The following is a 24159-nucleotide window of genomic DNA, read 5'->3' as shown; positions in this document are numbered from 1 at the left end:
AATTAGTAACGGATCTTGGGATCGATAAAGGCGTAGAGAATATCGACCACAGCGTTAAAGGTGATGGTGAGGGCGCCGACCAGAATGGTCAGACCGAGTACCATGGAGTAATCACGGTTAAGGGCACCGTTGACGAACAGCTGACCGATCCCCGGCAGACCGAAGATGGTCTCGATCACCACGGAACCGGTGATGATGCCGACAAAGGCCGGGCCAAGATAGGAGACCACCGGCAGCATGGCCGGACGCAGCGCGTGTTTCAGGATGATGTGGCGCAGCGGCAAGCCCTTGGCACGGGCGGTACGGATGAAGTTGGAGTTCATGGTCTCGATCATGCTGCCCCGCATGATCCGCGAGATGGCTGAGATGTAGTACATCATCATGCCGAACACCGGCAGCACCATAAACTGGATGCCACCCCCCTGCCATCCACCGGCAGGGAACCAGCCAAGATGAATACTGAAGAACAGCACCAGCAAGGGCGCCAGCACAAAGCCCGGGATCACCACCCCGGCCATGGCCGACGACATCAGCAGATAATCGATGATGGTGTTCTGTTTCAGTGCCGCTATGGTGCCGAAGGTGACCCCCAGCAGCACGGCGAAGAAGAAGGCCGTGGTCCCGATCTTGGCGGAAACAGGCAGCGCCTGACTCACCAGATCATTGACGGTGAAATCCTTGTATTTGAAAGAGGGGCCCAAATCACCCTGCACCAGGTTGCCCAGGTAGGTGAGATATTGCATGCCAATGGGTTTGTCGAGCCCGTATTTGGCCTCGATATTGGCGATGACTTCGGGGGGCAGTGAACGCTCGCTGGTAAAGGGGTTACCGGGGGCGAAACGCATCATGAAGAAAGAGACGGTGATCAAGACCAGCAGAGTCGGGATCGCTTCCAATAGCCGTTTAAAAATGAATTTCAACATAGACATTTCCTGTCCTGTACTGCTTCCAAATGGTCGCGGTTGTAATAAAGGCCCGCCGTCCGGCGGGCCCTGCTTGTTATGCGACTTGTTGCTTTAAATCAGTGAGCAATGATGTACATATCTTTGCTGTAGAGGTTATCCAGCGGGTTAGCCGGGTAGCCACCCACATAGGATTTCACCATGCGCGGAGTAACGTATTGATAGATAGGGGCGATCGGCATGTCCTTGGCAAGGATGGCCTCAGCCTGGGCATAGATCTTGTTGCGGGCCACATCGTCAACCTGATCGCGAGACTCATCCATCAGCTTGTCATACTCCGGATTAGAGTACTTGCCGTCGTTGGTGCCGTGGGTGGTCTGCATCAGATCCAGCATGGAGGAGGCTTCGTTATAGTCAGCGTTCCAGCCGGCACGAGCTACTTCAAACTGCCCCTGTTTCTTGGTTTCCAAGTAAGTTTTCCACTCCTGGTTGACCAGGCTCACCTGCACACCCAGCTTCTTCCACATGGAGGCCACGGCCACGGCCACTTTCTTGTGGTTGTCGTCGGTGTTGTAGAGCAGTTCGAGCTTGAGCGGCTTGCTGGCATCGAAACCGGCTTCTTTCAACATGGCTTTCGCTTTGGTATCACGCTCGGCCTGGGTCATCTTCGACCAATCGGCGACTACTGGCTTGAAACCATCCACATAGTCTGGGGTCAGACCGTAAGCCGGAGTCTGGCCCTGACCCATTACCTTGTCGGCGATCACATCACGATCGATGGCGTAGGAGAGCGCAGTACGGACACGCACATCGTCAAACGGTTTGTGCTTGAAGTTGAATTGGTAATAGTAAGTGGACACCAAGCCGGTCACCTTCAGTTCATTCGGGTAATCCTTCTTGAGCTGCTTGAAACGTTCGATAGGTGTGGTGTAAGTCAGATCCACCTCCCCCGCCAGATAGCGGCTCAGATCGGCGTTGGTAGACTGGATCGGCAAATAGACCACTGTATTGATCACTGTCTTGCCGTCGTCCCAGTAATTTTTGTTGCGCTCAAGCTCTATCCGCTCGTTAACCACCCATTTCTTCAGCACATAGGCACCGTTGGATACCATGTTCTCCGGCTGGGTCCACTTGTCACCAAACTGCTCGACTACCTTTTTCGGTACCGGATAGGTGGTGGTGTGGGAGAGCATGCTGACGAAGTAAGGGATGGCTTTCTCAAGCTGCACTTCGAAGGTGTAGTCGTCAGTCGCCTTCACACCCAGCGTATCAGCGGGTTTCTTGCCAGCGATAATATCGGTGGCGTTGGCGATAGTCGGCATCTCCAGATACCAGGAGTAAGGAGAGGCGGTTTTCGGATCAACGGCACGCTGGAAAGCAAAAACGAAATCGTGGGCAGTGACCGGGTCACCGTTGGACCACTTGGCATCTTTGCGCAGATGGAAGACGTAGTGCTTGTTATCCTTGGTTTCCCAAGATTCTGCTACGCCAGGCAGTACTTCACCCTTGGGACCAGAAAGTACCAGACCCTCGAACAGGTCACGAAGAATATTGGATTCGACCGTTCCTTCGGTCTTGTGCGGGTCAAGGGTCGCAGGCTCGGAGCCGTTGCCTTTTACCAGTTGCTGGACTTCAGCCAGCTTGGTTCCCGCCGGGACATCGGCAGCCTGAGCCACATTGACGCCACCAAACAGTGCAGCCACCAGCAATGTGTTAATAATTGTTTTTTTATGAGTCATTTCCCTACTCCAACAAGAACATTCCATGCGTTTTTTAAAGTGACGGGGTTAAAACCCGCTCCCAGCATAATTCCCTGCCAATTCCGATAATGCAACAGATATTGTCAGGGTAATCGTCATTTTCTGGTCAAAAAACCAGCTGGCATGCGCTTTTTCAGTATTAAAACACCAGCAAAGCGCTCATTTTTCACACAAACGACCGATTCTAGAAAAGACCGTGCAAAAAGCAACCAATAAAAAGCCGGTCACGAGGACCGGCTTTCATAAAGCGGAGCTGGCTCACATCAGGCTGGGGAAAACCCCCTTGATGCCGGCCACCATGATCTCGATACCCAGCGACATCATGATAAGACCCATGATACGGGTCACCACGTTGATACCGGTGTTGCCCATGATCTTGAACAGCAGCGGGGCGGCGCGGAAGATGAGCCAGGAGCAGAAAGAGAAGACCACGACAACCACTGACATGCCGAGCAGCTGCTGCCAGTGGCTCTGGCTGGCATAGACAATCACCGAGGAGATAGCACCGGGGCCCGCCATCAGCGGCAGCGCCAACGGCACCACGGCGATAGACTCGCGCACCGCCAGTTCGCCCTTTTCCTGTTTGTTGTGCTTCACCTCGCCCAGCTTGCCCTGCAGCATCGACCAAGCAATCAGGGTAATCAGCGACCCACCGGCGATCCGGAACGATGCCAGCGAGATGCCAAACCCATCGAGGATCAGCTGCCCCATATACATGGAGACCAGCAGGATCACCATCACCGCGATATTGGCGGTGGTATTGGTTTTCATCCGCTCGGCCTGGGTATGGTGGCTGGTCAGGCTGACAAACACCGGCAACAAACCAAGCGGATTGATAATTGCGAACAAACCGACAAAAAACTTCAGATACAACGAGACGTCAATTGCTGCCATAGGCGCCTTCCAATAGAGTTTCGGGCCCAGCGGGCCAGTCCATTAATTTCGTGCGTAAATTTACATCATAGCCAGAGCGGGCACCAATCAAATAATCTCACCATTTTGAGGGTTTTTTAGTTAGTTCATCTAATGCATCCGCGCTAACTGGCATAAACCGATGCCAAAAGCCCTTTCTACCGCCCGACACGCGTTAGAAAAGTGAGCGCAAGCCTGCTTAATCATGACCAGAGAGTCCGACGGTGACTGACCGAATGACCAAGCGACTCGAGAGGATCCAGGCTTTGCCTTCCCACTATTTCAGGCCAGACATTACTTCATTGACTCGGCAAGAGAGCCACAATGCAAAAACCGGGAAAGGGGGCAGAAATAGCCCCCTTGGGGAATAAAGCGGATTAGTCATGGATTAAAACAACAATCATTTTTGCAACAAACGCTGGAATAAAGTGCGTTTGTCGGTGATTTTGAAACCAATTCACTCATATTTGCTAACCTATACCGCCAAAATAGCTCTGTAATACTATGGCCTAGTGCAATTAACCACTTGATAAATGTGGTTTATTGCTCTGCATTAACAAGTCTCTCACCTTTCCCTTTGATGCACATTCCGATAACATCAGTCAAACAAGGATTGTGAAATAAAATTTCTTTTGTTCTTTTGTTACACATGATCCAGATCAAGTTTTTCTGAGTCAGCCCCGCTCTATAATCGACTCAGAAAGCGATTTAGTAAGGCATGTGAAAAAGCTGTTGCAACGATACCGTCTTGACAGGGCGACTATAATTGCCGGGCATTGCCAACGTCTTACTAAACAGTTTTCAAATAATCAGGAGATAAACATGGCAGTAACCAATTTGGCTGAACTGGATGCACTGGTCGCCCGCGTTAAGGAAGCCCAGCGTGAATTCGCCAGCTTCTCTCAAGAGCAGGTAGACAAGATCTTCCGTGCCGCCGCCCTGGCCGCCAACAACGCCCGTATCCCCCTGGCCCAGATGGCCGTGGAAGAATCCGGTATGGGTATCATCGAAGACAAGGTTATCAAGAACCACTTCGCCTCCGAATACATCTACAACAAGTACAAAGACGAGAAGACCTGCGGCATTCTGAGCGAAGATGATCAGATGGGTACCATCACCATCGCCGAGCCGGTAGGTATCATCTGTGGTATCGTTCCGACCACCAACCCGACCTCTACTGCGATCTTCAAATCCATGATCGCGCTCAAGACCCGCAACGCCATTATCTTCTCCCCGCACCCCCGCGCCAAAAACTCCACCAATACCGCAGCCAAGCTGGTACTGGATGCAGCTGTTGCCGCTGGTGCACCGAAAGACATCATCGGCTGGATCGACCAACCGTCCGTTGAGCTCTCTAACGCCCTGATGAAGCACGAAGACATCAACCTGATCCTGGCCACCGGTGGCCCGGGCATGGTGAAAGCAGCCTACTCTTCCGGTAAGCCTGCGATCGGTGTAGGTGCTGGTAACGTGCCTATCGTTATCGACGAAACCGCCGACGTGAAGCGTGCCGTTGCCTCCATCCTGATGTCCAAGACTTTCGATAACGGCGTGGTCTGTGCTTCCGAGCAGGCGGTCATCGTTGTTGATGCCATCTACGACCAGGTTAAAGAGCGCTTTGCATCCCACAAGGGCCATGTGCTCTCCAAAGAAGATGCTGACAAGGTACGTAAAGTCATCCTGATCAACGGTGCCCTGAACGCCAACATCGTTGGCCAGCCAGCCACCAAGATTGCCGAGATGGCAGGCGTGACTGTACCGGCTGATACCAAGATCCTGATCGGTGAAGGCGTCAAGCTGTGTGCAGAAGATGAGTTTGCTCACGAGAAATTGTCCCCGCTGCTCGGTATGTTCCGTGCAAGCAGCTTCGAAAACGCCGTTGATATGGCCTGTGACATGGTCAACATCGGTGGTATCGGCCACACCTCAGGTCTGTACACCGACCAGGACCGCAACGCTGACCGCATCAAGTACTTCGGCGACAAGATGAAGACCGCGCGTATCCTGATCAACACTCCGTCTACCCAAGGCGGTATCGGTGACCTGTACAACTTCGCAATGGCTCCGTCCCTGACCCTGGGTTGCGGCTCCTGGAGCGGTAACTCCATCTCCGAAAACGTGGGTCCGAAGCACCTGATCAACAAGAAGACAGTCGCAAAACGGGCAGAAAACATGCTGTGGCACAAACTTCCGAAATCCATCTACTTCCGTCGTGGTTCCCTGCCGATCGCTCTGAGCGACCTGGAAGGTAAAAAGCGTGCCATGGTCGTGACCGACCGCTTCCTGTTCAACAACGGCTACGCCGATGAACTGGTCAGCCTGCTGAAAGCACAGAATATGGAAGTGGAAGTGTTCTACGAAGTAGAAGCTGACCCGACCTTGGCTGTGGTTCGCAAGGGTGCCGAGATGGCCAACTCCTTCAAACCGGACGTTATCCTGGCGCTGGGCGGTGGTTCACCGATGGATGCTGCCAAGATCATGTGGGTGATGTACGAGCACCCGAACACTGCGTTCGAAGATCTGGCCATGCGCTTCATGGATATCCGCAAGCGTATCTACAAGTTCCCGAAAATGGGCGTGAAGGCCGAACTGGTCTGTATCACCACCACTTCCGGTACCGGCTCTGAAGTCACTCCGTTTGCAGTAGTAACCGATGAAGTGTCTGGTCAGAAGTATCCGCTGGCTGACTACGAGCTGACCCCGAACATGGCCATCGTTGATGCCAACCTGGTCATGGGTATGCCGAAGTCCCTGTGTGCCTTCGGTGGTATCGATGCCGTGACTCACGCCATGGAAGCCTATGTTTCCGTACTGGCTAACGAGTACTCCGACGGCCAGGCGCTGCAAGCCCTGAAAATGCTGAAAGAGTACCTGCCGTCCAGCTACCAGAACGGTGCCAACGACCCGATCGCTCGTGAGAAGGTGCACAATGCTGCCACCATCGCCGGTATCGCGTTCGCCAACGCCTTCCTGGGTGTGTGCCACTCCATGGCTCACAAACTGGGTGCCGAGTTCCACATTCCGCACGGTCTGGCTAACGCCCTGCTGATCAGCAACGTCATCCGCTACAACGCGAACGACAACCCGACCAAGCAGACTGCGTTCTCCCAGTACGACCGTCCGCAGGCTCGTCGTCGTTACGCCGAAGTCGCTGACCACCTGGGTCTGACTGCTGCCGGTGACCGCACCGCCGCCAAGATCGAGAAGCTGCTGACTTGGCTGGACGAGCTGAAGGCGACCTTGGGTATCCCGGCCTCTATCCGCGAAGCTGGCGTGACTGAAGCTGACTTCCTGGCCAAGGTTGACCAGCTGGCTATCGAAGCTTTCGATGACCAGTGCACCGGCGCCAACCCGCGCTACCCGCTGATCAGCGAGCTGAAGCAGGTTCTGCTGGACTCCTACTACGGTCGTCCGTTCACCGAAGCCGCTCCGGTAACTGCTGCCCCGGTTGAAGCCAAGGTTGAAGGCAAGAAGAAATCCAAGGCCTGATAACCAGTCCTGAGATAACAAGCCCGCGCACTGCGCGGGCTTTTTTTATCTGCCACTTATCACAGAGCTCCTCACTCCAGCCGATTGCGGTAGTGCAGCGCCTAACTTCCCAACCAACCAACCAACTCGCCCCAGCCAATCCGCTATCAACATCCCAACCTGTCACTCTGTATTGATGGGCACCTGTGATAACAAGAGCACGCCCCATCACCTCCTATCCCCTACCCCCAACGAATTACCCTGACGGCAGATGTGAGCAGTCAACGCCATCTCAAGAGCTAAAGGTGTGATAAACAAGATAAGCAGAGCCTCGCTAACGCAACGCAGCAGAACTGCCGACTGGCGTACGTACAGGGCCAACCGACTGGCATGAATAGAGCAATGATAATGCGCAGAGAAAGCGGGAAAGACTGTCAGTGAAGAGAGTTGCAGCACCAGTTGCGCAACCGACACATCAGCAGTTGCCACGATGCAAAGATAAAAAAATGGCAGCCATCAGGCTGCCATCGGGAGAGCACAATTCAGCGATCAGAGGGTCGCAGCGACTTCATCGGAGATGGAGCCGTTATGGTAAACCTCTTGCACGTCGTCCAGATCTTCCAGCATGTCGATCAGACGCATCAGCTTGGGTGCAGTCTCTGCATCCAGCTCCGCTTCGGTGGAGGGGATCATGGTCACTTCGGCGCTCTGGGCCTTGAAGCCGGCAGCTTCCAGACCATCCAGCACGGTACCGAAGTCGTTCGGGGTGGTGTACACCTCGATGGTGCCATCCTCTTCGGTGACCACGTCATCGGCGCCCGCTTCCAGCGCGGCATCCATCAGGGCATCTTCGTCTACGCCCACGAAAGTCAGCAGACCTTTCTTGCTGAACAGATAGGCAACGGAGCCGTCGGTGCCCAGGTTGCCACCGCACTTGCTGAAGGCGTGACGCACTTCGGCTACGGTACGGTTACGGTTATCGGTCAGGCACTCTACCATCACGGCAGAGCCAGCCGGGCCGTAACCTTCGTATACGATGGTCTCGAGCTGTTCGCCATCGCCACCACCGGCGCCACGCTGAATGGCACGGTTGATGGTGTCGCGGGTCATGTTGTTGGTCAGGGCGGCAGTCACCGCAGCACGCAGACGCGGGTTGTTGGCCGGATCGGCATCACCCAGACGCGCGGAGGTAGTGATTTCGCGGATCAGTTTGGTGAAGATCTTGCCACGCTTGGCGTCCTGAGCGGCCTTGCGGTGTTTGATGTTGGCCCATTTACTGTGACCTGCCATAGAGACTCTCCGTTATTTTTTAAATGTCAGTAACACTGATCATGACTAACCCAAGGGAAACACAGAGGCCGCACGGCGGCGGCCTCCGGTGCCGGTATCGGCTTACTCGTCGCCCTTGACGGTGGTTGCAATCGCCAGCTCACCCAGTTGGGCGGCGTTGGCAAGGCTGGGGGCGTCTGTCATCAGACAGGCGGCCGCGGTCGTTTTCGGGAAGGCGATGACATCCCGAATGTTTTCGGTGCCGGTCAGCAGCATGCTGAGACGGTCCAGACCGAAGGCCAGACCGGCGTGCGGCGGGGTGCCGTACTTCAGCGCATCCAGCAGGAAGCCGAATTTCAGGCGCTGCTCGGCCGGGGTGATACCCAGGATATCGAACACGGTGGATTGCATCTCGCTGTTGTGGATACGGACAGAGCCGCCACCCACTTCGTAGCCGTTGATCACCATGTCGTAGGCGTTGGCGTAAGCACCAACAGGGTTGGCTTTCAGCTCGGCCGGGCTCATGTTGCTCGGCGCGGTGAACGGGTGGTGCATGGCGGCCAGACCACCTTCACCATCTTCCTCGAACATCGGGAAGTCGATGACCCACAGCGGTTTCCAGCTGTTCTCCAGCAGGCCCAGATCGCGACCCACTTTCAGACGCAGGGCACCCATGGCATCGCAGACCACTTTCTTGCTGTCAGCGCCAAAGAAGATGATGTCGCCGTCGGCTGCGCCGGTACGAGCCAGGATCTCGCGCACGATGGCGTCAGAGAGGAACTTGGCAACCGGAGACTGCACGCCTTCGATACCATTGGCGGCTTCGTTGACCTTCATCCAGGCCAGGCCCTTGGCACCGTAGATGCCGACAAACTTGGTGTATTCGTCGATCTGCTTGCGAGAGAGCTCGGCACCGCCCGGGACTTTCAGGGCAGCCACACGGCCTTTCGGATCGTTGGCGGGGCCCGCGAACACGGCGAACTCGACAGCAGTCAGCAGATCAGCCACATCAACCAGCTCCATTGGCAGACGCAGGTCCGGCTTGTCGGAGCCGTAGCGACGCATGGCTTCGTCAAAGGTCATGATCGGGAAGTCGCCCAGATCCACGTTCAGGATGTGCAGCCACAGTTTGCGGATCATCTCTTCCATCACTTCACGCACCTGCGGCGCGGTCATGAAGGAGGTCTCCACGTCGATCTGGGTGAATTCCGGCTGGCGGTCGGCACGCAGGTCTTCGTCACGGAAGCACTTGACGATCTGGTAGTAGCGATCGAAGCCGGACATCATCAGCAACTGCTTGAACAGCTGGGGTGATTGCGGCAGAGCGTAGAACTTGCCCTTGTGCACGCGGCTCGGCACCAGATAGTCACGGGCACCTTCCGGGGTGGCCTTGGTCAGCATCGGGGTCTCGATATCGAGGAAGCCGTGCTCGTCCATGAAGCGGCGTACGAAGGCGCTGGCCTTGGCACGGGTCTTCAGGTACTTGGCCATCTCGGGACGACGCAGATCCAGGTAGCGATACTTGAGGCTGATCTCTTCGCTGTTGACCTGATTGAAGTCCAGCGGCAGCGGCTCGGCACGGTTGATGATGTTGAGCTCGTGGGCGAACACTTCGATGGCGCCAGTGGCCATATCGCTGTTGCGCTGGGACTCGGGACGGGTGCGCACCACGCCGGTCACCTGGATGCAGAACTCGCCGCGCAGCTCGGAGGCCAGGGCGAACGCATCCGGCTTGTCCGGATCGAAGAACACCTGAACGATCCCTTCCCGGTCGCGCATATCGATAAAGATCAGACCGCCGAGATCACGACGACGATGAACCCAACCGCACAATGTAATGGTCTGCCCAGCATGGGCCTCATTGACCTGTCCGCAATAGATAGAGCGCATGGACTTCTTCCTTCGAAATTGTAGAGAGACGGTTAACCTTGGGCCGCCGGGCACGACTGGCAAGCACCGTCTGTCTCACAGCTGGCCAGATTCTTTTTCTTACCCGGTTTGAAATCAGTCTCGTACCATCCGGTTCCCTTGAGCCGGAAGCCTGCCGCCGATATCAGCTTGACCAGATTCGGCTTGCTACAGGCCGGACAGTCGGTCAGGGGGGCATCGGAAAGCTTTTGCAGTTTTGCCAATTCATGGCCACAGACGTCGCAACGATATTCGTAGATAGGCATGGGTCACAAGAAATTGAAAAACAAAAGGGCTGGCATTATAGAGGAAAACCCCCTTTTGGGTAAAATGGCCAGCAGCCTCCTTTCGCCAGTTTTTTGCACTCGATGGCAAAAAGCGGGCAAAAAATCGGCACGAATGCACCAAGAGCGAAGAGAATAGCCATCATGAGCCTCTATTTGGGCCTGCCACAGTGGTCCCACCCCAGCTGGCCCGGCCAGTTGCTGGGCCTTGGCGCCAAGCCTGCCGAACACCTCGCCCACTACGCCACCGTGTTCAATTCGGTGGAGGGCAATACCACCTTCTACGCCCTGCCGACCCCCGATACGGTACAGCGCTGGGCCGATGCGGTGCCCGATCACTTTCGTTTCAACTTCAAGTTTCCGCAAACCATCAGCCACCAGAGCGATCTGGTGAGCGCAGACAAACAGGTTGCCGACTTTATTCGCCTGCTCGCCCCGCTGCACGACAAGCTGGGGCTGCTCACCCTGCAGCTGCCCGCCCGTTTCGGGCCAGAGGGGCTGGCCAGACTGGCGGCCTTTATCGAGCGGCTGCCACGGGCGTTTTGCTACGCCCTCGAGGTGCGTCACCCCGACTTTTTCGCCAAGGGGGAGGCCGAGCGGGCCTTGAACCGGCTGCTGATGGAACAGGGAGTGAACCGGGTGATGCTCGACAGCCGGCCACTCTTCTCGGTGCCAGCAACCACGCCAGCCCTTGTCGATGCCCAAGGCAAGAAGCCACGCCTGCCGGTACATCTGCTGGCCACCGCCAACGCCCCCATGGTGCGCTTTATCGGCCTGCCGGATCCGGCGGCCAATCACCCCTTCCTGCCCAGCTGGCTCCCCCACTGGCGCCAGTGGCTTTCCGAGGGCAAGGATCTCTACCTCTATATACATACTGCCGACAACGCCCAGGCACCTGAGCTGGCCCGCCAGATCACCCGCTTGCTGGAGCAGGAGATGGCCCCCTGGCCAGGGGAAAACGATCGCGCACGGCAGGGAGTGCTGCGCTTTTAGCCAACCCATTCTGCGGCCATCGTTTCGCTGCAAAAAAAGTGCTTTTTTGTGGCGTGGCAAGCCCTGGCGTCAAGACAAACGGCCATCAATCCTCTACACTACCGCCCCAAGTAAGGGTCCGGAACATGGCCCGTACGAACAGGACAGGTCCAAAGGATTTCACGACCAGCCACCCCGTTCGTAAACAGGTGATAAATCTACTCTGATGGGTGTCACCCAACGACTCAATTGAACAATACAGCCGGGTGATGTCCCGACTGTCAGGTTGCGCCAGCATGCATACCAAAGATCAAATTTTTGCCGCCCCGATCGCCCGATTGGGAGACTTCTGTTTTGACGAACAGGTCGTCGACGTTTTTCCCGATATGATCCAGCGCTCGGTGCCGGGTTACAGCAACATCATCTCTGCCATCGGCATGATGGCCGCCCGCTACGCCCAACCCGAGAGCCGACTCTATGATCTCGGCTGCTCACTGGGCGCCGCGACCCAGGCGATGCGTCGCCATGTCAGCCAGCCCGGCTGCCGCATCACCGCGGTGGATCTCTCCCATCCGATGATTGAGCGTGCCCGCGCCCACCTCTCCGGTTTCAAATCCGAGGTGCCGGTGGAGCTGGTAGAGGCGGATATCTGCGACATCGAGATCGAGAACGCCTCCGTGGTGGTGCTCAATTTCACCCTGCAATTTGTCGAGCCAGAGAAACGGGCCGCCCTGATCCAGCGCATTCACGATGGGCTGCGCCCGGGCGGGATCCTGATCCTGAGCGAAAAGTTCCGCTTCGAAGATGAACCGGTCAACGAGCTGCTCATCGATCTGCACCTCGACTTCAAGCGTGCCAATGGCTACAGCGAGCTGGAGATCAGCCAGAAACGCACCGCCCTTGAGAACGTGATGCGCACCGACAGCCTGCCGGTGCATCAGGCTCGCCTACGGGACGCCGGTTTCGTCCATCAGGATCTCTGGTTCCAGTGCTTTAACTTCGGCTCCATGATTGCCATCAAATCCAGCGACGCCCAGCCATGATCGACTTTGCCAATTTCTATCAACTGATTGCCAAAAACCGGCTGAGCCACTGGCTGCATACCCTGCCCGCCCAGCTGCACGCCTGGCAACATGACAACCAGCATGGCGACCTGCCGCGCTGGAACCGCGCCCTCAACAAGCTACCGGTGGTCTCCCCCGGCAACATCGAGCTGAAAAGCCGGGTCGAGATTGGCTCGGCCGAGAGCCTTGGCGAAGGTGAACGCAAGAAGGTCGAGAGCCTGCTGCGCCACTTCATGCCCTGGCGCAAGGGGCCGTTCACGGTGCACGGTATCCATATCGACACCGAGTGGCGCTCGGACTGGAAGTGGGATCGGGTGCTGCCCCATATCAGCCCGCTCGAAGGGCGTTACGTGCTGGATGTGGGTTGCGGCAGCGGTTACCACCTCTGGCGCATGGTGGGTGAAGGGGCCAAGCTGGCGGTCGGCATCGACCCTAGCCCGCTGTTCCTCTGCCAGTTCGAGGCCATTCGCCACTTCGCGGGCAATGATCAGCGCGCCCACCTGTTGCCGCTCGGTATTCAGGAGCTGCCGGAGCTGCGTGCCTTTGACACCGTCTTCTCCATGGGGGTGCTCTATCACCGCAAATCCCCCATCGAGCACATCGAGCAGCTGCGCAATCAATTGAAAGATGATGGCGAGCTGGTGCTGGAGACGCTAGTGATTGATGGCGGGGTCAACGACGTGCTGATACCCACCGATCGTTACGGCAAGATGCGCAACGTCTGGTTTATTCCCTCAAGCCGCGCCCTCAAGCTGTGGGTCGAGCGCTGCGGCTTCACCGACGTGCGGATAGTAGACGAGAATATGACCAGCACCGACGAACAGCGTCGTACCGACTGGATGATTAATGAATCCCTGAGTGACTATCTGGATCCAGACAATCCGGCACTCACGGTAGAAGGACACCCGGCGCCGAAACGTGCCGTACTGATTGCCCGCAAGGCCAAAGACTAGCCGATGGCGATTCAGGAAGTTACACTGACCCAATTCCAGGAAGCACAGTTAAATGAATGACATGAAAAGCAAATTAAAAGGAATGACCCTGCTCTCCCTGCTTAGTCTCGGCGGGTGTGTCAATATGGAAAAAGCGCCTCAGGTCCCTGCTCTGACGCTGGCCGAGCTTCGTAGCGAGCTGAGCCAGAGCGAGCAGCGCCTGCAAACATCCATGGAACAGCAACAGAAGCAGTATGTGCAGCAACAGCACCTGCTGGTTCAGCTCAACACAGATGTCACCAATATGAAAGAGTCCGTCAAGCAAGTAGACCACAAGCTCGCCACCCTCCCCTCCGAGCCGCCCAAGCCGATGGCCATCCCCACCGAGAAGTGCCCGGCCCCCAATCAGGGCCACACCATCGATGGCAAGCTGATGGTCGGTGAAGCGGAGTGGATCTGGGTTGATGCCGCCAACGACGCCTTCCAGGCGCGGGTCGATACCGGTGCGACCACCTCCTCCATCAGTGCCCAGGAGATCACCATTTTCGAACGCAATGGCAAAAACTGGGTGCGCTTCTTCCTGAGTCATCAGGATGTGGATGACAAGATCCAGATCGAAGCGCCGCTGGTACGCCATGTGCGGGTGCGTCAGGCCTCTGCCGACGATCTCGACCGCCGTCCGGTGGTCCGTCTGGCGGTACGGATTGGCGACATGACCGAGAAAGCCGAATTTACCCTGAAGGACCGCAGCGACATGACCTTCCCGGTGCTGCTGGGTCGCGAATTTTTGAAAGACATCGCCGTGGTTGATGTGGCCCGCGAATATATCCAACCCAAACCCAAGCTCAAGGATGTGAAATAATCCATGGTTTCCCGTAAGCCGTTCTATTTGCTGGTAGCCCTGCTGTACATTGTCGGCCTGGGGATGACGATCTATCACCATATCGCGTTGGATGTGCCGCTGACGCCCGGTGAAAAGCGCCAGATCTGGTCCATCGAAGCCAAGCTGGAGTTTGAGGCGACCGGTGAGCCGGTGATCGCCTCCCTGGCCATTCCGGGCACCCAGCCCGGTTTCACCCTGATGAACGAGAACGCCGCCAGCCCCGGCTACGGCCTCTCCTTTGTCGAGAAAGATGGCGATGCCCGCGCCGAGTGGTCCATCCGCACCGCCTCCGGCCGTCAGGAGCTCTACTACCGCGTCGACATGATGGCAGATGCCCATGCCAAACCGGCCGCCAATCCGCAGCCGCCTGCCATCGAGAAGCAGATCGAGAGTGAGCCTTATGCCACCGCGATGAAGCAGATCCTCGAGCGGGCCCAGGAGCGCTCTGCCGACGGCTACACCCTGACTCGCGAGATCATCAAGGAGATCGAGAAGCAGGAGCAGAACGCCGAGCTGCTGAAAAAGCACAAGAGCCGTGCCAACCTGATCGCCGAGCTGCTCAACAATGCTGACGTCCCCACCCGCGTGGTGCATGCTCTGAATCTGGAAGATGGCCGCCGTCGTCAGGAGCTGGTGGATTACCTGCAGGTATTCAACAGCCCGACCGACTACAAGCTGTTCAACCCGCAAACCGGTGAACAGGGCCGTCCGGCCAACCTGCTGCTGTGGGAGTACAACTCCGGCGCCCTGCTGGATGTGACCGGTGGTCACAACTCCCGTGTCAGCTTCTCGATGATCGAGCAGGAGCAGCCGGTCAGCGTGGCGCTGGCCCAGAAGTTTGAAAAATCAGAGATGATGAACTTCTCTATCCACAGCCTGCCGCTGGAAGAGCAGACCCTGTTCAAGGGCTTGCTGCTGATCCCGATCGGCGTGCTGATGGTGGTGTTCTTGCGCGTGATTGTCGGCATCAAGACCTCCGGTACCTTTATGCCGGTGCTGATCGCCGTCGCCTTTATCCAGACCCAGCTGATCACCGGTCTCATCGGCTTCCTGCTGATCGTCGGCACCGGTCTCATCATCCGCTCCTATCTATCTCGGCTTAACCTGCTGCTGGTCGCCCGAATATCGGCAATCATCATCATGGTTATCTCGATGATCGGTATCTTCTCCGCGTTCGCCTTCAAGCTGGGGCTGACCGACGGTATGAAGATCACCTTCTTCCCGATGATCATCCTCTCCTGGACCATCGAGCGGATGTCCATCCTGTGGGAAGAAGAGGGCCCGAAAGAGGTGTTCCGTCAGGGCGGTGGCTCCCTGCTGGTGGCCATCATCGCCTATCTGGCCATGGACAACGAACTGATCCGTCACCTCACGTTCAACTTCCTCGGCCTGCAGCTGGTACTGATGGCGACCGTGTTGTTGATGGGTAACTACACCGGCTACAAGCTGAGTGAGCTGAAGCGCTTCAAGCCGCTGGTGGACGAGATCAAGTCTGGCGCCACCCCGGGTAAGGACAAGTAACAGATGTGGTTCTGGGAAAAGTACACTACTCCGTGGAGCCTGTCGCAGGCAGGCATCCTCGGTATGAACAAGCGCAACCACTCCTACATCAGCCGCTACAATCCGCGCAGCCTCTATCCGCTGGTGGATGACAAGCTGCAGACCAAGCAAATTGCGCTGGATGCAGGCGTGACGGTGCCTGAGCTGATCGGCACCATCCGTGCCCAGCACGATGTAGGTCGCATCACCGAGCTGGTAAAAGATTGGCCGGGCTTCTGCATCAAGCCGGCCCGTGGCTCTGGCGGCAAGGGGATCCTGGTGATCCTCCGTCAGGAAGATGGTCTCTTCTACAAACCCAACGGCAGCGCCTGCAACGGCCAGGATCTGGAGCGCCATGTCTCCAACATTCTGGCGGGGCTCTATTCGCTTGGTGGCAAGCCAGACGTAGCGCTGGTCGAAGGCCTTATCAACTTCGATGACGTATTCGACGGCTACTCGTTCGAAGGGGTGCCCGATGCCCGGGTGATCATCTTCAAAGGCTTCCCGGTGATGGCGATGATGCGCCTCTCCACCTCGGCCTCCGATGGCAAGGCGAACCTGCACCAGGGCGCCGTTGGGGTGGGTCTGTGCCTGCGTACCGGCCGCGCGCTGCGGGCGGTGCAGTTTGGCAATCCGCTGCGACACCACCCGGATACCGGCCTCGACCTCTATGAGCTCAAGGTACCCCACTGGGATACCCTGCTCACCCTGGCCGCCTCCTGTTACGAGATGTCTGGTCTGGGCTACATCGGTACCGACATGGTGCTGGACAAGTTCCGCGGCCCCATGCTGCTGGAGCTCAACGCCCGCCCGGGTCTGGCCATTCAAATCGCCAACGGTCGTGGCCTGGTGCCCAACCTCAAGACCATCGAGAAGCTGGGACAGGTCAAGATGAGCGTGGCGCAGCGGGTCAACTTTGCCAAAGAACACTTCGGTATCTTTGACGAGTAGTCCCGCCCCCCATGTCAAAAGCGCGCCAAAGGGCGCGCTTTTTTATGACTGCCGTTTATCGGCGCGCTGCCGGCAACGACAATCCTGCCGAGCAATGGGACAGAACCAGACAGCCAAACAACGGCCATAAAAAAACCGATGCCTGGGCATCGGTTTTTCACTATCCGGCACGCAGACCCGATTACAGGGAAGCGGCGTTCTCGGACAGATACTTGGCAACGCCATCCGGGGAGGCGGTCATGCCTTTCTTGCCTTTCTCCCACTGAGCCGGGCACACTTCGCCGTGCTCTTCGTGGAACTGCAGGGCATCCACCATGCGCAGCATCTCGTCGATGTTGCGACCCAGCGGCAGATCGTTGACTACCTGGTGACGAACAACACCGTTTTTGTCGATCAGGAAGGAGCCACGGAACGCCACACCGGCTTCCGGGTGCTCGACATCATAGGCTTTGCAGATCTCGTGCTTGATGTCGGCCACCAAGGGGTACTTGACTGGGCCGATGCCGCCGTCTTCGATCTTGGTGTTGCGCCAGGCGTTGTGAGAGAACTCGGAATCGATGGAAACACCGATCACTTCCACGCCACGCTTGTTGAACTCTTCCAGACGGTGATCGAAGGCAATCAGCTCGGACGGGCAGACGAAGGTGAAGTCGAGCGGATAGAAGAACAGGACGGCTGCCTTGCCTTTGATGTGGGATGAGAGGGTGAACGAATCAACGATCTCGCCATTACCCAGAACGGCTGCGGCGGTAAAATCGGGTGCGGGACGGCCTACCAATACCATATTCAATTCCTCTTTAAGTGAAGTGAACAATCCAGTCAGGATTGGGCTACCAAGAGCCTAGTCCGTCTAATTCAAGCGACAAACTATAGACCCGGTGGTAGATTAGTTAAATCAAATTAAATAGATAGCATTAATCGGATTTTCCTATGCAACGTTGGCCCAGCCTCAAACAGCTGCAATATCTGGTCGCTCTCGACGAGCACAAGAACTTCAACCGCGCCGCCAAGGCCTGTCATGTCAGCCAGTCGACCTTGAGTACCGGGATCCAGACGCTGGAAGAGATGATGAACCTGCAACTGGTGGAGCGGGACCACAAGAGCTTCATTATGACCCCGGTCGGCATGGAAATCGTCGAGCGCGCTCGCAATTTGCTCTCCGATGCGCGAGATATGATGGAACTAGGTCAACACCAGGGTGGTGTGATGCAGGGGACCGTGCGTCTGGGCTGTATTCCCACCATCGCCCCCTTCCTGCTCAGCAAACTGCTGAAAGTATGCAGCAAAACCTATCCTGACCTCGAATTGTTACTGCGGGAAGACACCACCAGCAATCTGCTCAAGCAGCTGGAACAAGGTCAGCTCGACTTGCTGATCCTCGCTCTCCCCATCGAGATCGGTGGTTTTCACTGCAAGACCGTCGGCCAGGATCCGTTCCACATGGTGATGCCCGCCAGCATGGCGGCCGGTCTACACACCCCGTTCGACTACAAGGAGCTGCCAAACCAGAGCATCTTCCTGCTGGAGCGGGAGCACTGCCTCACCGAGCACGCAGTGAGCGCTTGCCGTCTGCGGGACAAGAGCAAGATCAATCCCTTTGCCGCCACCAGCCTGCACACTCTGGTGCAGATGGTCGAGGCGGGACTTGGCACTACCTTCCTGCCTCAGATGGCCATCGACGCCGGCATTCTTGCCAATTCGGATCTGGTCGCCATTCCCCTGCCGGGGGAAAAATCCTATCGCGAGATCGGCATGGTTTGGCGTCCCAGTACCACCCGGGTGCAAACCTTCTATAAGCTGGCCGAATTGCTTACCCCACTGATCAATCCCGCCCACTGACCCCGAATGCCAGCCGCAGGCTGGCGTTTTTCGCTCACTTGCCGCATTTTCTCCTTTCGGGACTAGGTATCAAGCCAGATCCCTGTTTATGATGGAAAAGTTGTCACGCCACTGGCGGCCGTCACCATATTCTGTCCGGGGTGGCGGTTAACAGACGTCTCTATTGGTAGACCCCGTTGTGGAGAGCTCTCCGATGTACCGCAAGCTGATGCTATCCCTGCTGACCCTGCTGCTGGCCGCCTGCTCCAGCACGCCAGAGCCACCGCCGCCCCGCCAGCAGAGCAGTGCCTTTGACGGTTTCTACCAGCAGTGGCGTGGCGTCCCCTACCGGATGGGCGGCACCAACCGCGCCGGACTCGACTGCTCCGCCTTCACCCAGCTCGCCTACAATCAGGTGCTGGGAGTCAACTTGCCAAGAACCACCGAATCCCAGGCCAGTATCGGCAAACCGGTGGATCGCTACCGGCTGCAACACGGGGATCTGGTCTTCTTCAAAACCGGCTGGCAGCAGTACCATGTGGGGGTCTATACCGGTGCCGGCGAGTTTATCCACGCCTCCACGAGCAAGGGTGTAATCCGTTCGAGACTCGACAATGTCTACTGGAACAGCCGCTATTGGCAAGCCCGTCGGGTAACCCAGTAAAGGTTCAAACACCTGCCCGTTATACTGCTGGACTCCGTCAATCCCGGTCGCCAGGTCGAGATAATCCCCTGCACTGAAAACTCAATTGGCCCCAAAACCTGCCTTTCATACCATTTTGTGATAAGATGGTGGCCAATTTTTAGCACTTTCGCGCTTTTCTCATACGCTATCTGTCCTGATTGACAATAAGCGAAGCAGCGAAAGTGGCTGTGACAGCACTGCCGGACGGGTGGCTCACAGCAGCAGTATCAAGGGTTAAATAGATAAGGAGATCATCCAATGAAACAGTATCAAAACTGGCTGGGGCAATACCTGATGAGTCGCCGTGACGGCGACCACGCCATGGCATGCGAGATGGCGAGTTCCATCTGCGAGTTCTGGCAACAACAGGGAGATGAAACCGAACTGGACAAGTGGCAGCAGATTTACCAGAACCATCTGGAAAAGACCACCTGATCCCGACCGTCACCTTGCTGCCAGCCATCTGTTGGCAGCAAGGCTGCCCCCTATTGCTTCGCGCATAGCAAGTTCCCGCATAACGCCCTTTTGCATGCCCCCTCTACCATTTCTTGAGTCCATGACACTGCTCATCCAGAACCAAGTGTCGAGCTCGTCGATGCAACCGGACACAACAGGGTTCCCCACCCTGTTTCCCTGGGTTTCATCCAAACCAACCGCGTCCTCACGGCGGGTTTTCTGTTTTGAGAACAAGGGGATGGGCAGTTCTGTCGCAATCCATGGCGACAATTTCCCCAAGTTGGTCAGTTTGTGCTAAAATTGCGCTCATTTTTTGACATCTCGCGTCACGTTCGCCGCCAGATTGCCCATCGGGCTCTCTGCCCGGGTCGTGACTTTGCACCATCATGCCTGATGATGTTCCCCCCAAGATGAGCCGACAGGCTCCCGTCAAGGTGGGCACCTTCAAGGGCACATGAGATAAGGAGATCGGGTAATGAAACAATATCAAAGCTGGCTGGGAGATTATCTGATGAGCCGACGTGACGGAGATCACGCGATGGCTTCGGAACTTGCCAACACCATCTGCGCCTTCTGGAAGGCCCAGGGTGATGAAGCAGAAACCAGCAAATGGCAGCAACGCTATCAGCAACACGTAGAGCAGGCGCAATAAGCCCCTGCACTCTTTCGCGATAAAAAAACCGGCGCACATGGCGCCGGTTTTGCGTCTCTGGCAAGCAGCAGATTACATCTGGTCGATCATGTCCTGAGCAAACTGGGAACAGGAGCGCAGGGTGGCCCCTTCCATCAGACGCTCGAAGTCATAGGTGACGGTCTTGTTGCGGATCGCCGCTTCCATCCCCTTGATGATGAGATCGGCCGCTTCGACCCAGCCCATGTGGCGCAGCATCATCTCGGCGGAGAGGATCAGCGAGCCCGGGTTGACCTTGTCCTGACCGGCATATTTCGGTGCAGTACCGTGAGTTGCCTCGAACAGAGCCACGCCATCACCGATGTTGGCACCCGGCGCGATACCGATACCGCCCACCTGAGCAGCCAGCGCATCGGAGATGTAGTCACCGTTGAGGTTCATACAGGCGATGACGTCATACTCGGCCGGACGCAGCAGGATCTGCTGCAGGAAGGCGTCGGCGATGACATCCTTGATGACGATGGTCTTGCCGGTTTTCGGGTTCTTGAAGGAGCACCAGGGGCCGCCGTCAATCAGCTTGGCACCGTACTCGTTCTGGGCCAGGGCATAACCCCAATCCTTGAAGGCACCTTCGGTGAACTTCATGATGTTGCCCTTGTGCACCAGGGTCACTGAGTCGCGATCGTTGTCGATGGCATACTCGATGGCGGCACGCACTAGGCGCTCGGTACCGGCCTTGGACATCGGCTTGATGCCGATCCCGCAGGATTCGGGGAAGCGAATTTTCTTCACGCCCATCTCGTTTTGCAGGAAGGCGATTACCTTGTTCGCTTCGGCGCTGTCGGCCTTCCACTCGATGCCGGCGTAGATGTCTTCGGCGTTCTCGCGGAAGATCACCATGTCGGTCAGATCAGGACGCTTCACCGGGCTCGGGGTGCCCTCGTAGTAACGCACCGGGCGCAGGCAGATGTAGAGATCCAGCTCCTGACGCAGGGCCACGTTGAGGGAGCGGATACCGCCACCGACCGGAGTAGTCAGCGGGCCCTTGATGGCCACGCAGTATTCGCGAATGAAATCCAGGGTTTCGGCCGGCAGCCAGGCACCTTCGCCATAGACATGAGTCGATTTCTCGCCGGTGTAGATCTCCATCCAGGCGATCTTGCGCTCGCCCTTGTAGGCTTTCTCGACCGCAGCATTCACCACATTCAACATGGCAGGGGTTACGTCAACACCGATGCCATCCCCTTCAATAAACGGAATGATCGGATGGTTGGGAACCTGCAGCTTGCCGTTGGCATCGACTGTGATTTTCTGGCCCAGGGTCGGGATTACTACTTTGCTTTCCATCGGCATCTCCTAACTTCCGTTTGTTATCAACTTGTTTGTTGCGCGCGGCCATCTTAGCCCATTCATTTTCATAATAAAACGACAAGAAAGCATGTCAGACCAAAGAGGTAGCCACCCGCCAGTGCTCCGTCACAACGCCTTGCCGACCCCGCCCCGTTATCCCTCCAGCTCGCTGGCCGCCGCCTGCGGCTGACTCAGGGAACGGTACTGGGAAGGGGTCAAGCCGGTCTTCTGTTTGAACACCCGGCAGAAGTAGTTCACGTCGGTAAACCCGCAGCGATTGGCGACCTCTTCGAGACGGAAGCGATACTTTTTCAGCATGAACTTGGCCCGCTCCAGCCGCACCCAGCTGATGTAGTCCGCTAGCCGCATGTGCCCCTGCTGGCGGAACAGGCGTGAGAGATGGCTGGGGGAGAGATTGAAGCGGGCGGCGATGCAATCGCGACTGATGGGGCGGTGGAAATTTTCCTGAATGTAGATGCAGATGCCGTGAAAAAGATCGGAGCCACGAGGACGACCGCTCTCCGACTCCACCAGCAACTGCCGTGAGTAACTGAGCAGCGCCTGCAGCAGGTGATTGTCCATCGGTGCCCTTATCGGCTCCTGCGCAAGGGTGTTGAGGGAGAGCAGTATATGATCGAGCGCCCGTCCGGCACCGGCCTGAATACTGTGCTTCTGCACATCGAAGAAGCCGGTGTCTCCCTTGTGCTTGCTCACCAGACTGAACCCTATCTGACGCTTGCCGAACAACAGGCTGAGCACGGAACAGTCATTGTCCCAATCCGGCTTGTTCCAGCCGTTGGGGGGAATGTACATCGCCTCCCGCGGCCCCATCTGTACCGACTGCACATCCCCTTCCGGGGACCAGATCTGGTTGAGATAGTGACCACTGAATACCAGCTCGAGACGCGGAAAATTGACCTGATAACTGAAGCAGGGAGGCACCCCTTTGTCAGAGGCAAACAACACCTTCTCAAAGCCTCCTCCCTCACTTAGAAAGCCGTCCAACAGCTGGGTAAAGATGATACTCATGAATGATCCTGATCAAGATGCAGAGAGCAACCGATTGCGGTGCGCTGCCCCTGCCATGCTATAGTCCGCGCCAGACTGAAATTCCCCAAAAATCGTTCTGATACAAGGAGCCATCCATGAGCTACCCGCCGTTTTTTCTAATGTGCAACCCGATCCAGGATTATGTCTGGGGCAGTCGTGACTCCCTGACCACGCTGTTTGGCATCAAAAATCCCGAAGGCAAACCACAAGCTGAACTGTGGATGGGCGCTCACCCCAATGGCTGCTCCGAAGTGACCCTGGCAGGCGAGACCGTGAAGCTTTCCAGCCTGATTGACGCCAACCCCGTCGCCATGCTGGGCGAAGCTACCCAGGCTCGTTTCGGCTCACTCCCCTTCCTGTTCAAGGTGCTCTGCGCCGAGCAAGCCCTCTCCATTCAGGTACACCCGAGCAAGGCACAGGCCGAAGCCGGTTTTGCCAAAGAAGAAGCCGCAGGCATCGATATCAAAGCGAGCAACCGCAACTACAAGGATCCGAACCACAAGCCGGAGCTGGTCTTTGCCCTCACCCGCTATCAGGCGATGAACGGCTTTCGCGCCATCCCGGCCATCCTGGCCCTGTTCGATCGCATGGCGCTGCCCGCACTGGTCGACCTGACCGCGGCGCTTCGCCAGTCACAGGATGAAGCTGGCCTGCAGCACTTCTTCCACCAGTTGCTGATCCTCAGCGGTGATCGCAAGGACGAGGCGCTGGCTGGCCTGCTGGCCTATGCCGCCGCCCATCAGGATGAAGAGACTTTCGCCACCATCAGCAAGCTGGCCAACCAGTACCCGGGGGATGTGGGGCTCTTCTCGCCGTTGCTGCTCAACGTGGTAACACTTGAGCCGGGTCAGGCGATGTTCCTCGACGCCCAGACCCCCCACGCCTACATCCACGGCACTGGCCTCGAGATCATGGCCAACTCCGACAACGTGCTGCGTGCCGGTCTGACCCCCAAATACATGGATGTGCCGGAGCTGCTGGCCTGCACCCGCTGTGTCGCCAAACCGGACGACCAGATCCTGCTCACCCCTCGCATGGAAGGCACAGTACAGCACTTCGACGTGCCGGTACCGGATTTCACCTTCAGCGTATATGGCGCAGGCGAACATGCCCTCACCACCGGCAATGCCGAGATCCTGTTCGCCATCGATGGGCCCATCACCCTCATTGGCCAGGATGGCGAGCGTCTGACACTGACCATAGGGCAATCTGCATTTGTACCCGCCAGCACCAGCGATTATCGCGTGACGGCTGAAGGGCGTTTTGCCCGCGCCAGCAACCGCTGATCCTGGTGGGCCATCGGCTCATCACCCTCTGTTCAAAGG

At 57.0% G+C, this 24159-nt stretch carries 21 protein-coding genes; 12 read left to right on the top strand and 9 right to left on the bottom strand.

Annotation, left to right across the window (positions count from 1 at the left end; translation table 11 throughout):
- Nucleotides 1-2 precede the first annotated feature (2 nt).
- The 3 genes from oppB to G5380_RS07095 form a co-directional block, all read right to left on the bottom strand.
- Nucleotides 3-923, bottom strand: a complete 921-nt coding sequence (oppB, locus tag G5380_RS07105) for an oligopeptide ABC transporter permease OppB (protein ID WP_005337672.1) — start codon at nt 921-923, stop codon at nt 3-5.
- A 98-nt stretch (nt 924-1021) separates the two neighbouring features.
- Nucleotides 1022-2641 (bottom strand): ABC transporter substrate-binding protein, encoded by a 1620-nt coding sequence (locus tag G5380_RS07100; RefSeq protein ID WP_421352575.1) that lies wholly within the window; start codon nt 2639-2641, stop codon nt 1022-1024.
- 279 nt (nt 2642-2920) lie between these two features.
- Nucleotides 2921-3556 (bottom strand): YchE family NAAT transporter, encoded by a 636-nt coding sequence (locus tag G5380_RS07095; RefSeq protein WP_005337678.1) that lies wholly within the window; start codon nt 3554-3556, stop codon nt 2921-2923.
- A gap of 840 nt (nt 3557-4396) precedes the next feature.
- Here G5380_RS07095 and adhE point away from each other — a divergent pair.
- Nucleotides 4397-7063 carry a bifunctional acetaldehyde-CoA/alcohol dehydrogenase gene (gene adhE, locus G5380_RS07090; protein WP_019446648.1) on the top strand — a complete coding sequence of 889 codons (2667 nt, stop codon included), beginning with the start codon at nt 4397-4399 and terminating at the stop codon, nt 7061-7063.
- A 528-nt stretch (nt 7064-7591) separates the two neighbouring features.
- Here adhE and G5380_RS07085 read toward each other — a convergent pair.
- From G5380_RS07085 to G5380_RS07075, 3 genes are all read right to left on the bottom strand, one after another.
- Nucleotides 7592-8332 carry a YebC/PmpR family DNA-binding transcriptional regulator gene (locus G5380_RS07085; protein ID WP_005337681.1) on the bottom strand — a complete coding sequence of 247 codons (741 nt, stop codon included), beginning with the start codon at nt 8330-8332 and terminating at the stop codon, nt 7592-7594.
- Between the two features lie 102 nt (nt 8333-8434).
- A complete protein-coding gene (gene aspS, locus G5380_RS07080; protein WP_005337684.1) occupies nt 8435-10201 on the bottom strand; it encodes an aspartate--tRNA ligase in 1767 nt (588 codons plus the stop codon).
- Nucleotides 10202-10233: 32 nt separating this feature from the next.
- Entirely contained in the window at nt 10234-10485 is a 252-nt protein-coding gene (locus tag G5380_RS07075; RefSeq protein WP_005337686.1) for an FmdB family zinc ribbon protein, read from the bottom strand.
- Nucleotides 10486-10647: 162 nt separating this feature from the next.
- On the opposite strand from G5380_RS07075, the gene G5380_RS07070 reads away from it, so the two are divergent.
- The 6 genes from G5380_RS07070 to G5380_RS07045 all read left to right on the top strand — a co-directional run bounded on the left by G5380_RS07070 (nt 10648) and on the right by G5380_RS07045 (nt 16844).
- Nucleotides 10648-11496 (top strand): DUF72 domain-containing protein, encoded by an 849-nt coding sequence (locus tag G5380_RS07070; RefSeq protein WP_421205259.1) that lies wholly within the window; start codon nt 10648-10650, stop codon nt 11494-11496.
- A gap of 275 nt (nt 11497-11771) precedes the next feature.
- Nucleotides 11772-12518 carry a carboxy-S-adenosyl-L-methionine synthase CmoA gene (cmoA, locus tag G5380_RS07065; protein WP_005353159.1) on the top strand — a complete coding sequence of 249 codons (747 nt, stop codon included), beginning with the start codon at nt 11772-11774 and terminating at the stop codon, nt 12516-12518.
- On the top strand, nt 12515-13492 hold the full coding sequence (gene cmoB, locus G5380_RS07060) for a tRNA 5-methoxyuridine(34)/uridine 5-oxyacetic acid(34) synthase CmoB (RefSeq protein WP_421205262.1): 978 nt from the start codon (nt 12515-12517) through the stop codon (nt 13490-13492). The genes cmoA and cmoB overlap by 4 nt, the downstream gene beginning before the upstream one ends.
- Before the next feature lie 52 nt (nt 13493-13544).
- Nucleotides 13545-14333 (top strand): ATP-dependent zinc protease, encoded by a 789-nt coding sequence (locus G5380_RS07055; RefSeq protein ID WP_040067873.1) that lies wholly within the window; start codon nt 13545-13547, stop codon nt 14331-14333.
- Nucleotides 14334-14336: 3 nt separating this feature from the next.
- Entirely contained in the window at nt 14337-15875 is a 1539-nt protein-coding gene (locus G5380_RS07050) for an inactive transglutaminase family protein (protein ID WP_227342369.1), read from the top strand.
- Between the two features lie 3 nt (nt 15876-15878).
- On the top strand, nt 15879-16844 hold the full coding sequence (locus G5380_RS07045) for an alpha-L-glutamate ligase-like protein (RefSeq protein ID WP_216953262.1): 966 nt from the start codon (nt 15879-15881) through the stop codon (nt 16842-16844).
- 181 nt (nt 16845-17025) lie between these two features.
- Here the strand turns inward: G5380_RS07045 and G5380_RS07040 are convergent, their stop codons facing one another.
- Complete coding sequence (locus G5380_RS07040) at nt 17026-17628, bottom strand: peroxiredoxin C (protein ID WP_216953261.1); 603 nt, start codon at nt 17626-17628, stop codon at nt 17026-17028.
- 146 nt (nt 17629-17774) lie between these two features.
- On the opposite strand from G5380_RS07040, the gene G5380_RS07035 reads away from it, so the two are divergent.
- From G5380_RS07035 to G5380_RS07020, 4 genes are all read left to right on the top strand, one after another.
- Nucleotides 17775-18683 (top strand): hydrogen peroxide-inducible genes activator, encoded by a 909-nt coding sequence (locus tag G5380_RS07035; protein ID WP_421231048.1) that lies wholly within the window; start codon nt 17775-17777, stop codon nt 18681-18683.
- A 193-nt stretch (nt 18684-18876) separates the two neighbouring features.
- Nucleotides 18877-19326: a C40 family peptidase gene (locus G5380_RS07030; protein WP_216953259.1), complete on the top strand. Its 450-nt coding sequence runs from the start codon at nt 18877-18879 to the stop codon at nt 19324-19326.
- Between the two features lie 279 nt (nt 19327-19605).
- A complete protein-coding gene (locus tag G5380_RS07025) occupies nt 19606-19782 on the top strand; it encodes a hypothetical protein (RefSeq protein WP_005347176.1) in 177 nt (58 codons plus the stop codon).
- Nucleotides 19783-20278: 496 nt separating this feature from the next.
- Complete coding sequence (locus tag G5380_RS07020) at nt 20279-20455, top strand: hypothetical protein (protein WP_005337712.1); 177 nt, start codon at nt 20279-20281, stop codon at nt 20453-20455.
- 72 nt (nt 20456-20527) lie between these two features.
- Here G5380_RS07020 and icd read toward each other — a convergent pair whose 3' ends face one another.
- The gene (gene icd / locus G5380_RS07015) at nt 20528-21781 is read right to left on the bottom strand and encodes an NADP-dependent isocitrate dehydrogenase (protein ID WP_421352574.1); all 1254 of its coding nucleotides are present in this window, start codon (nt 21779-21781) and stop codon (nt 20528-20530) included.
- Between the two features lie 156 nt (nt 21782-21937).
- Nucleotides 21938-22813 (bottom strand): helix-turn-helix transcriptional regulator, encoded by an 876-nt coding sequence (locus G5380_RS07010; RefSeq protein ID WP_421208703.1) that lies wholly within the window; start codon nt 22811-22813, stop codon nt 21938-21940.
- Nucleotides 22814-22929: 116 nt separating this feature from the next.
- Here G5380_RS07010 and manA point away from each other — a divergent pair, with 116 nt between their 5' ends.
- Entirely contained in the window at nt 22930-24120 is a 1191-nt protein-coding gene (manA, locus tag G5380_RS07005; RefSeq protein ID WP_201991827.1) for a mannose-6-phosphate isomerase, class I, read from the top strand.
- Nucleotides 24121-24159 lie beyond the last annotated feature (39 nt).

This window comes from Aeromonas sp. 604443, from assembly GCF_049170315.1.
Lineage (GTDB): Bacteria > Pseudomonadota > Gammaproteobacteria > Enterobacterales > Aeromonadaceae > Aeromonas > Aeromonas veronii_A.
The sequence above is the reverse complement of the archived record's forward strand: the minus strand, read 5'-3'. Positions and strand labels throughout refer to the sequence as shown.

What these genes read in the sequence shown, in the direction of transcription:
- manA (WP_201991827.1), top strand. Translation starts at nt 22,930, where the DNA reads ATGAGCTACCCGCCGTTTTTTCTAATGTGCAACCCGATCCAGGATTAT.
- G5380_RS07020 (WP_005337712.1), top strand. Translation starts at nt 20,279, where the DNA reads ATGAAACAATATCAAAGCTGGCTGGGAGATTATCTGATGAGCCGACGT.
- G5380_RS07025 (WP_005347176.1), top strand. Translation starts at nt 19,606, where the DNA reads ATGAAACAGTATCAAAACTGGCTGGGGCAATACCTGATGAGTCGCCGT.
- cmoB (WP_421205262.1), top strand. Translation starts at nt 12,515, where the DNA reads ATGATCGACTTTGCCAATTTCTATCAACTGATTGCCAAAAACCGGCTG.
- G5380_RS07030 (WP_216953259.1), top strand. Translation starts at nt 18,877, where the DNA reads ATGTACCGCAAGCTGATGCTATCCCTGCTGACCCTGCTGCTGGCCGCC.
- G5380_RS07040 (WP_216953261.1), bottom strand. Translation starts at nt 17,628, where the DNA reads ATGGTATTGGTAGGCCGTCCCGCACCCGATTTTACCGCCGCAGCCGTT.
- G5380_RS07050 (WP_227342369.1), top strand. Translation starts at nt 14,337, where the DNA reads ATGGTTTCCCGTAAGCCGTTCTATTTGCTGGTAGCCCTGCTGTACATT.
- icd (WP_421352574.1), bottom strand. Translation starts at nt 21,781, where the DNA reads ATGGAAAGCAAAGTAGTAATCCCGACCCTGGGCCAGAAAATCACAGTC.
- G5380_RS07045 (WP_216953262.1), top strand. Translation starts at nt 15,879, where the DNA reads ATGTGGTTCTGGGAAAAGTACACTACTCCGTGGAGCCTGTCGCAGGCA.
- G5380_RS07095 (WP_005337678.1), bottom strand. Translation starts at nt 3,556, where the DNA reads ATGGCAGCAATTGACGTCTCGTTGTATCTGAAGTTTTTTGTCGGTTTG.
- G5380_RS07100 (WP_421352575.1), bottom strand. Translation starts at nt 2,641, where the DNA reads ATGACTCATAAAAAAACAATTATTAACACATTGCTGGTGGCTGCACTG.
- G5380_RS07035 (WP_421231048.1), top strand. Translation starts at nt 17,775, where the DNA reads ATGCAACGTTGGCCCAGCCTCAAACAGCTGCAATATCTGGTCGCTCTC.
- G5380_RS07010 (WP_421208703.1), bottom strand. Translation starts at nt 22,813, where the DNA reads ATGAGTATCATCTTTACCCAGCTGTTGGACGGCTTTCTAAGTGAGGGA.
- G5380_RS07070 (WP_421205259.1), top strand. Translation starts at nt 10,648, where the DNA reads ATGAGCCTCTATTTGGGCCTGCCACAGTGGTCCCACCCCAGCTGGCCC.
- aspS (WP_005337684.1), bottom strand. Translation starts at nt 10,201, where the DNA reads ATGCGCTCTATCTATTGCGGACAGGTCAATGAGGCCCATGCTGGGCAG.
- G5380_RS07075 (WP_005337686.1), bottom strand. Translation starts at nt 10,485, where the DNA reads ATGCCTATCTACGAATATCGTTGCGACGTCTGTGGCCATGAATTGGCA.
- cmoA (WP_005353159.1), top strand. Translation starts at nt 11,772, where the DNA reads ATGCATACCAAAGATCAAATTTTTGCCGCCCCGATCGCCCGATTGGGA.
- G5380_RS07085 (WP_005337681.1), bottom strand. Translation starts at nt 8,332, where the DNA reads ATGGCAGGTCACAGTAAATGGGCCAACATCAAACACCGCAAGGCCGCT.
- G5380_RS07055 (WP_040067873.1), top strand. Translation starts at nt 13,545, where the DNA reads ATGAATGACATGAAAAGCAAATTAAAAGGAATGACCCTGCTCTCCCTG.
- oppB (WP_005337672.1), bottom strand. Translation starts at nt 923, where the DNA reads ATGTTGAAATTCATTTTTAAACGGCTATTGGAAGCGATCCCGACTCTG.
- adhE (WP_019446648.1), top strand. Translation starts at nt 4,397, where the DNA reads ATGGCAGTAACCAATTTGGCTGAACTGGATGCACTGGTCGCCCGCGTT.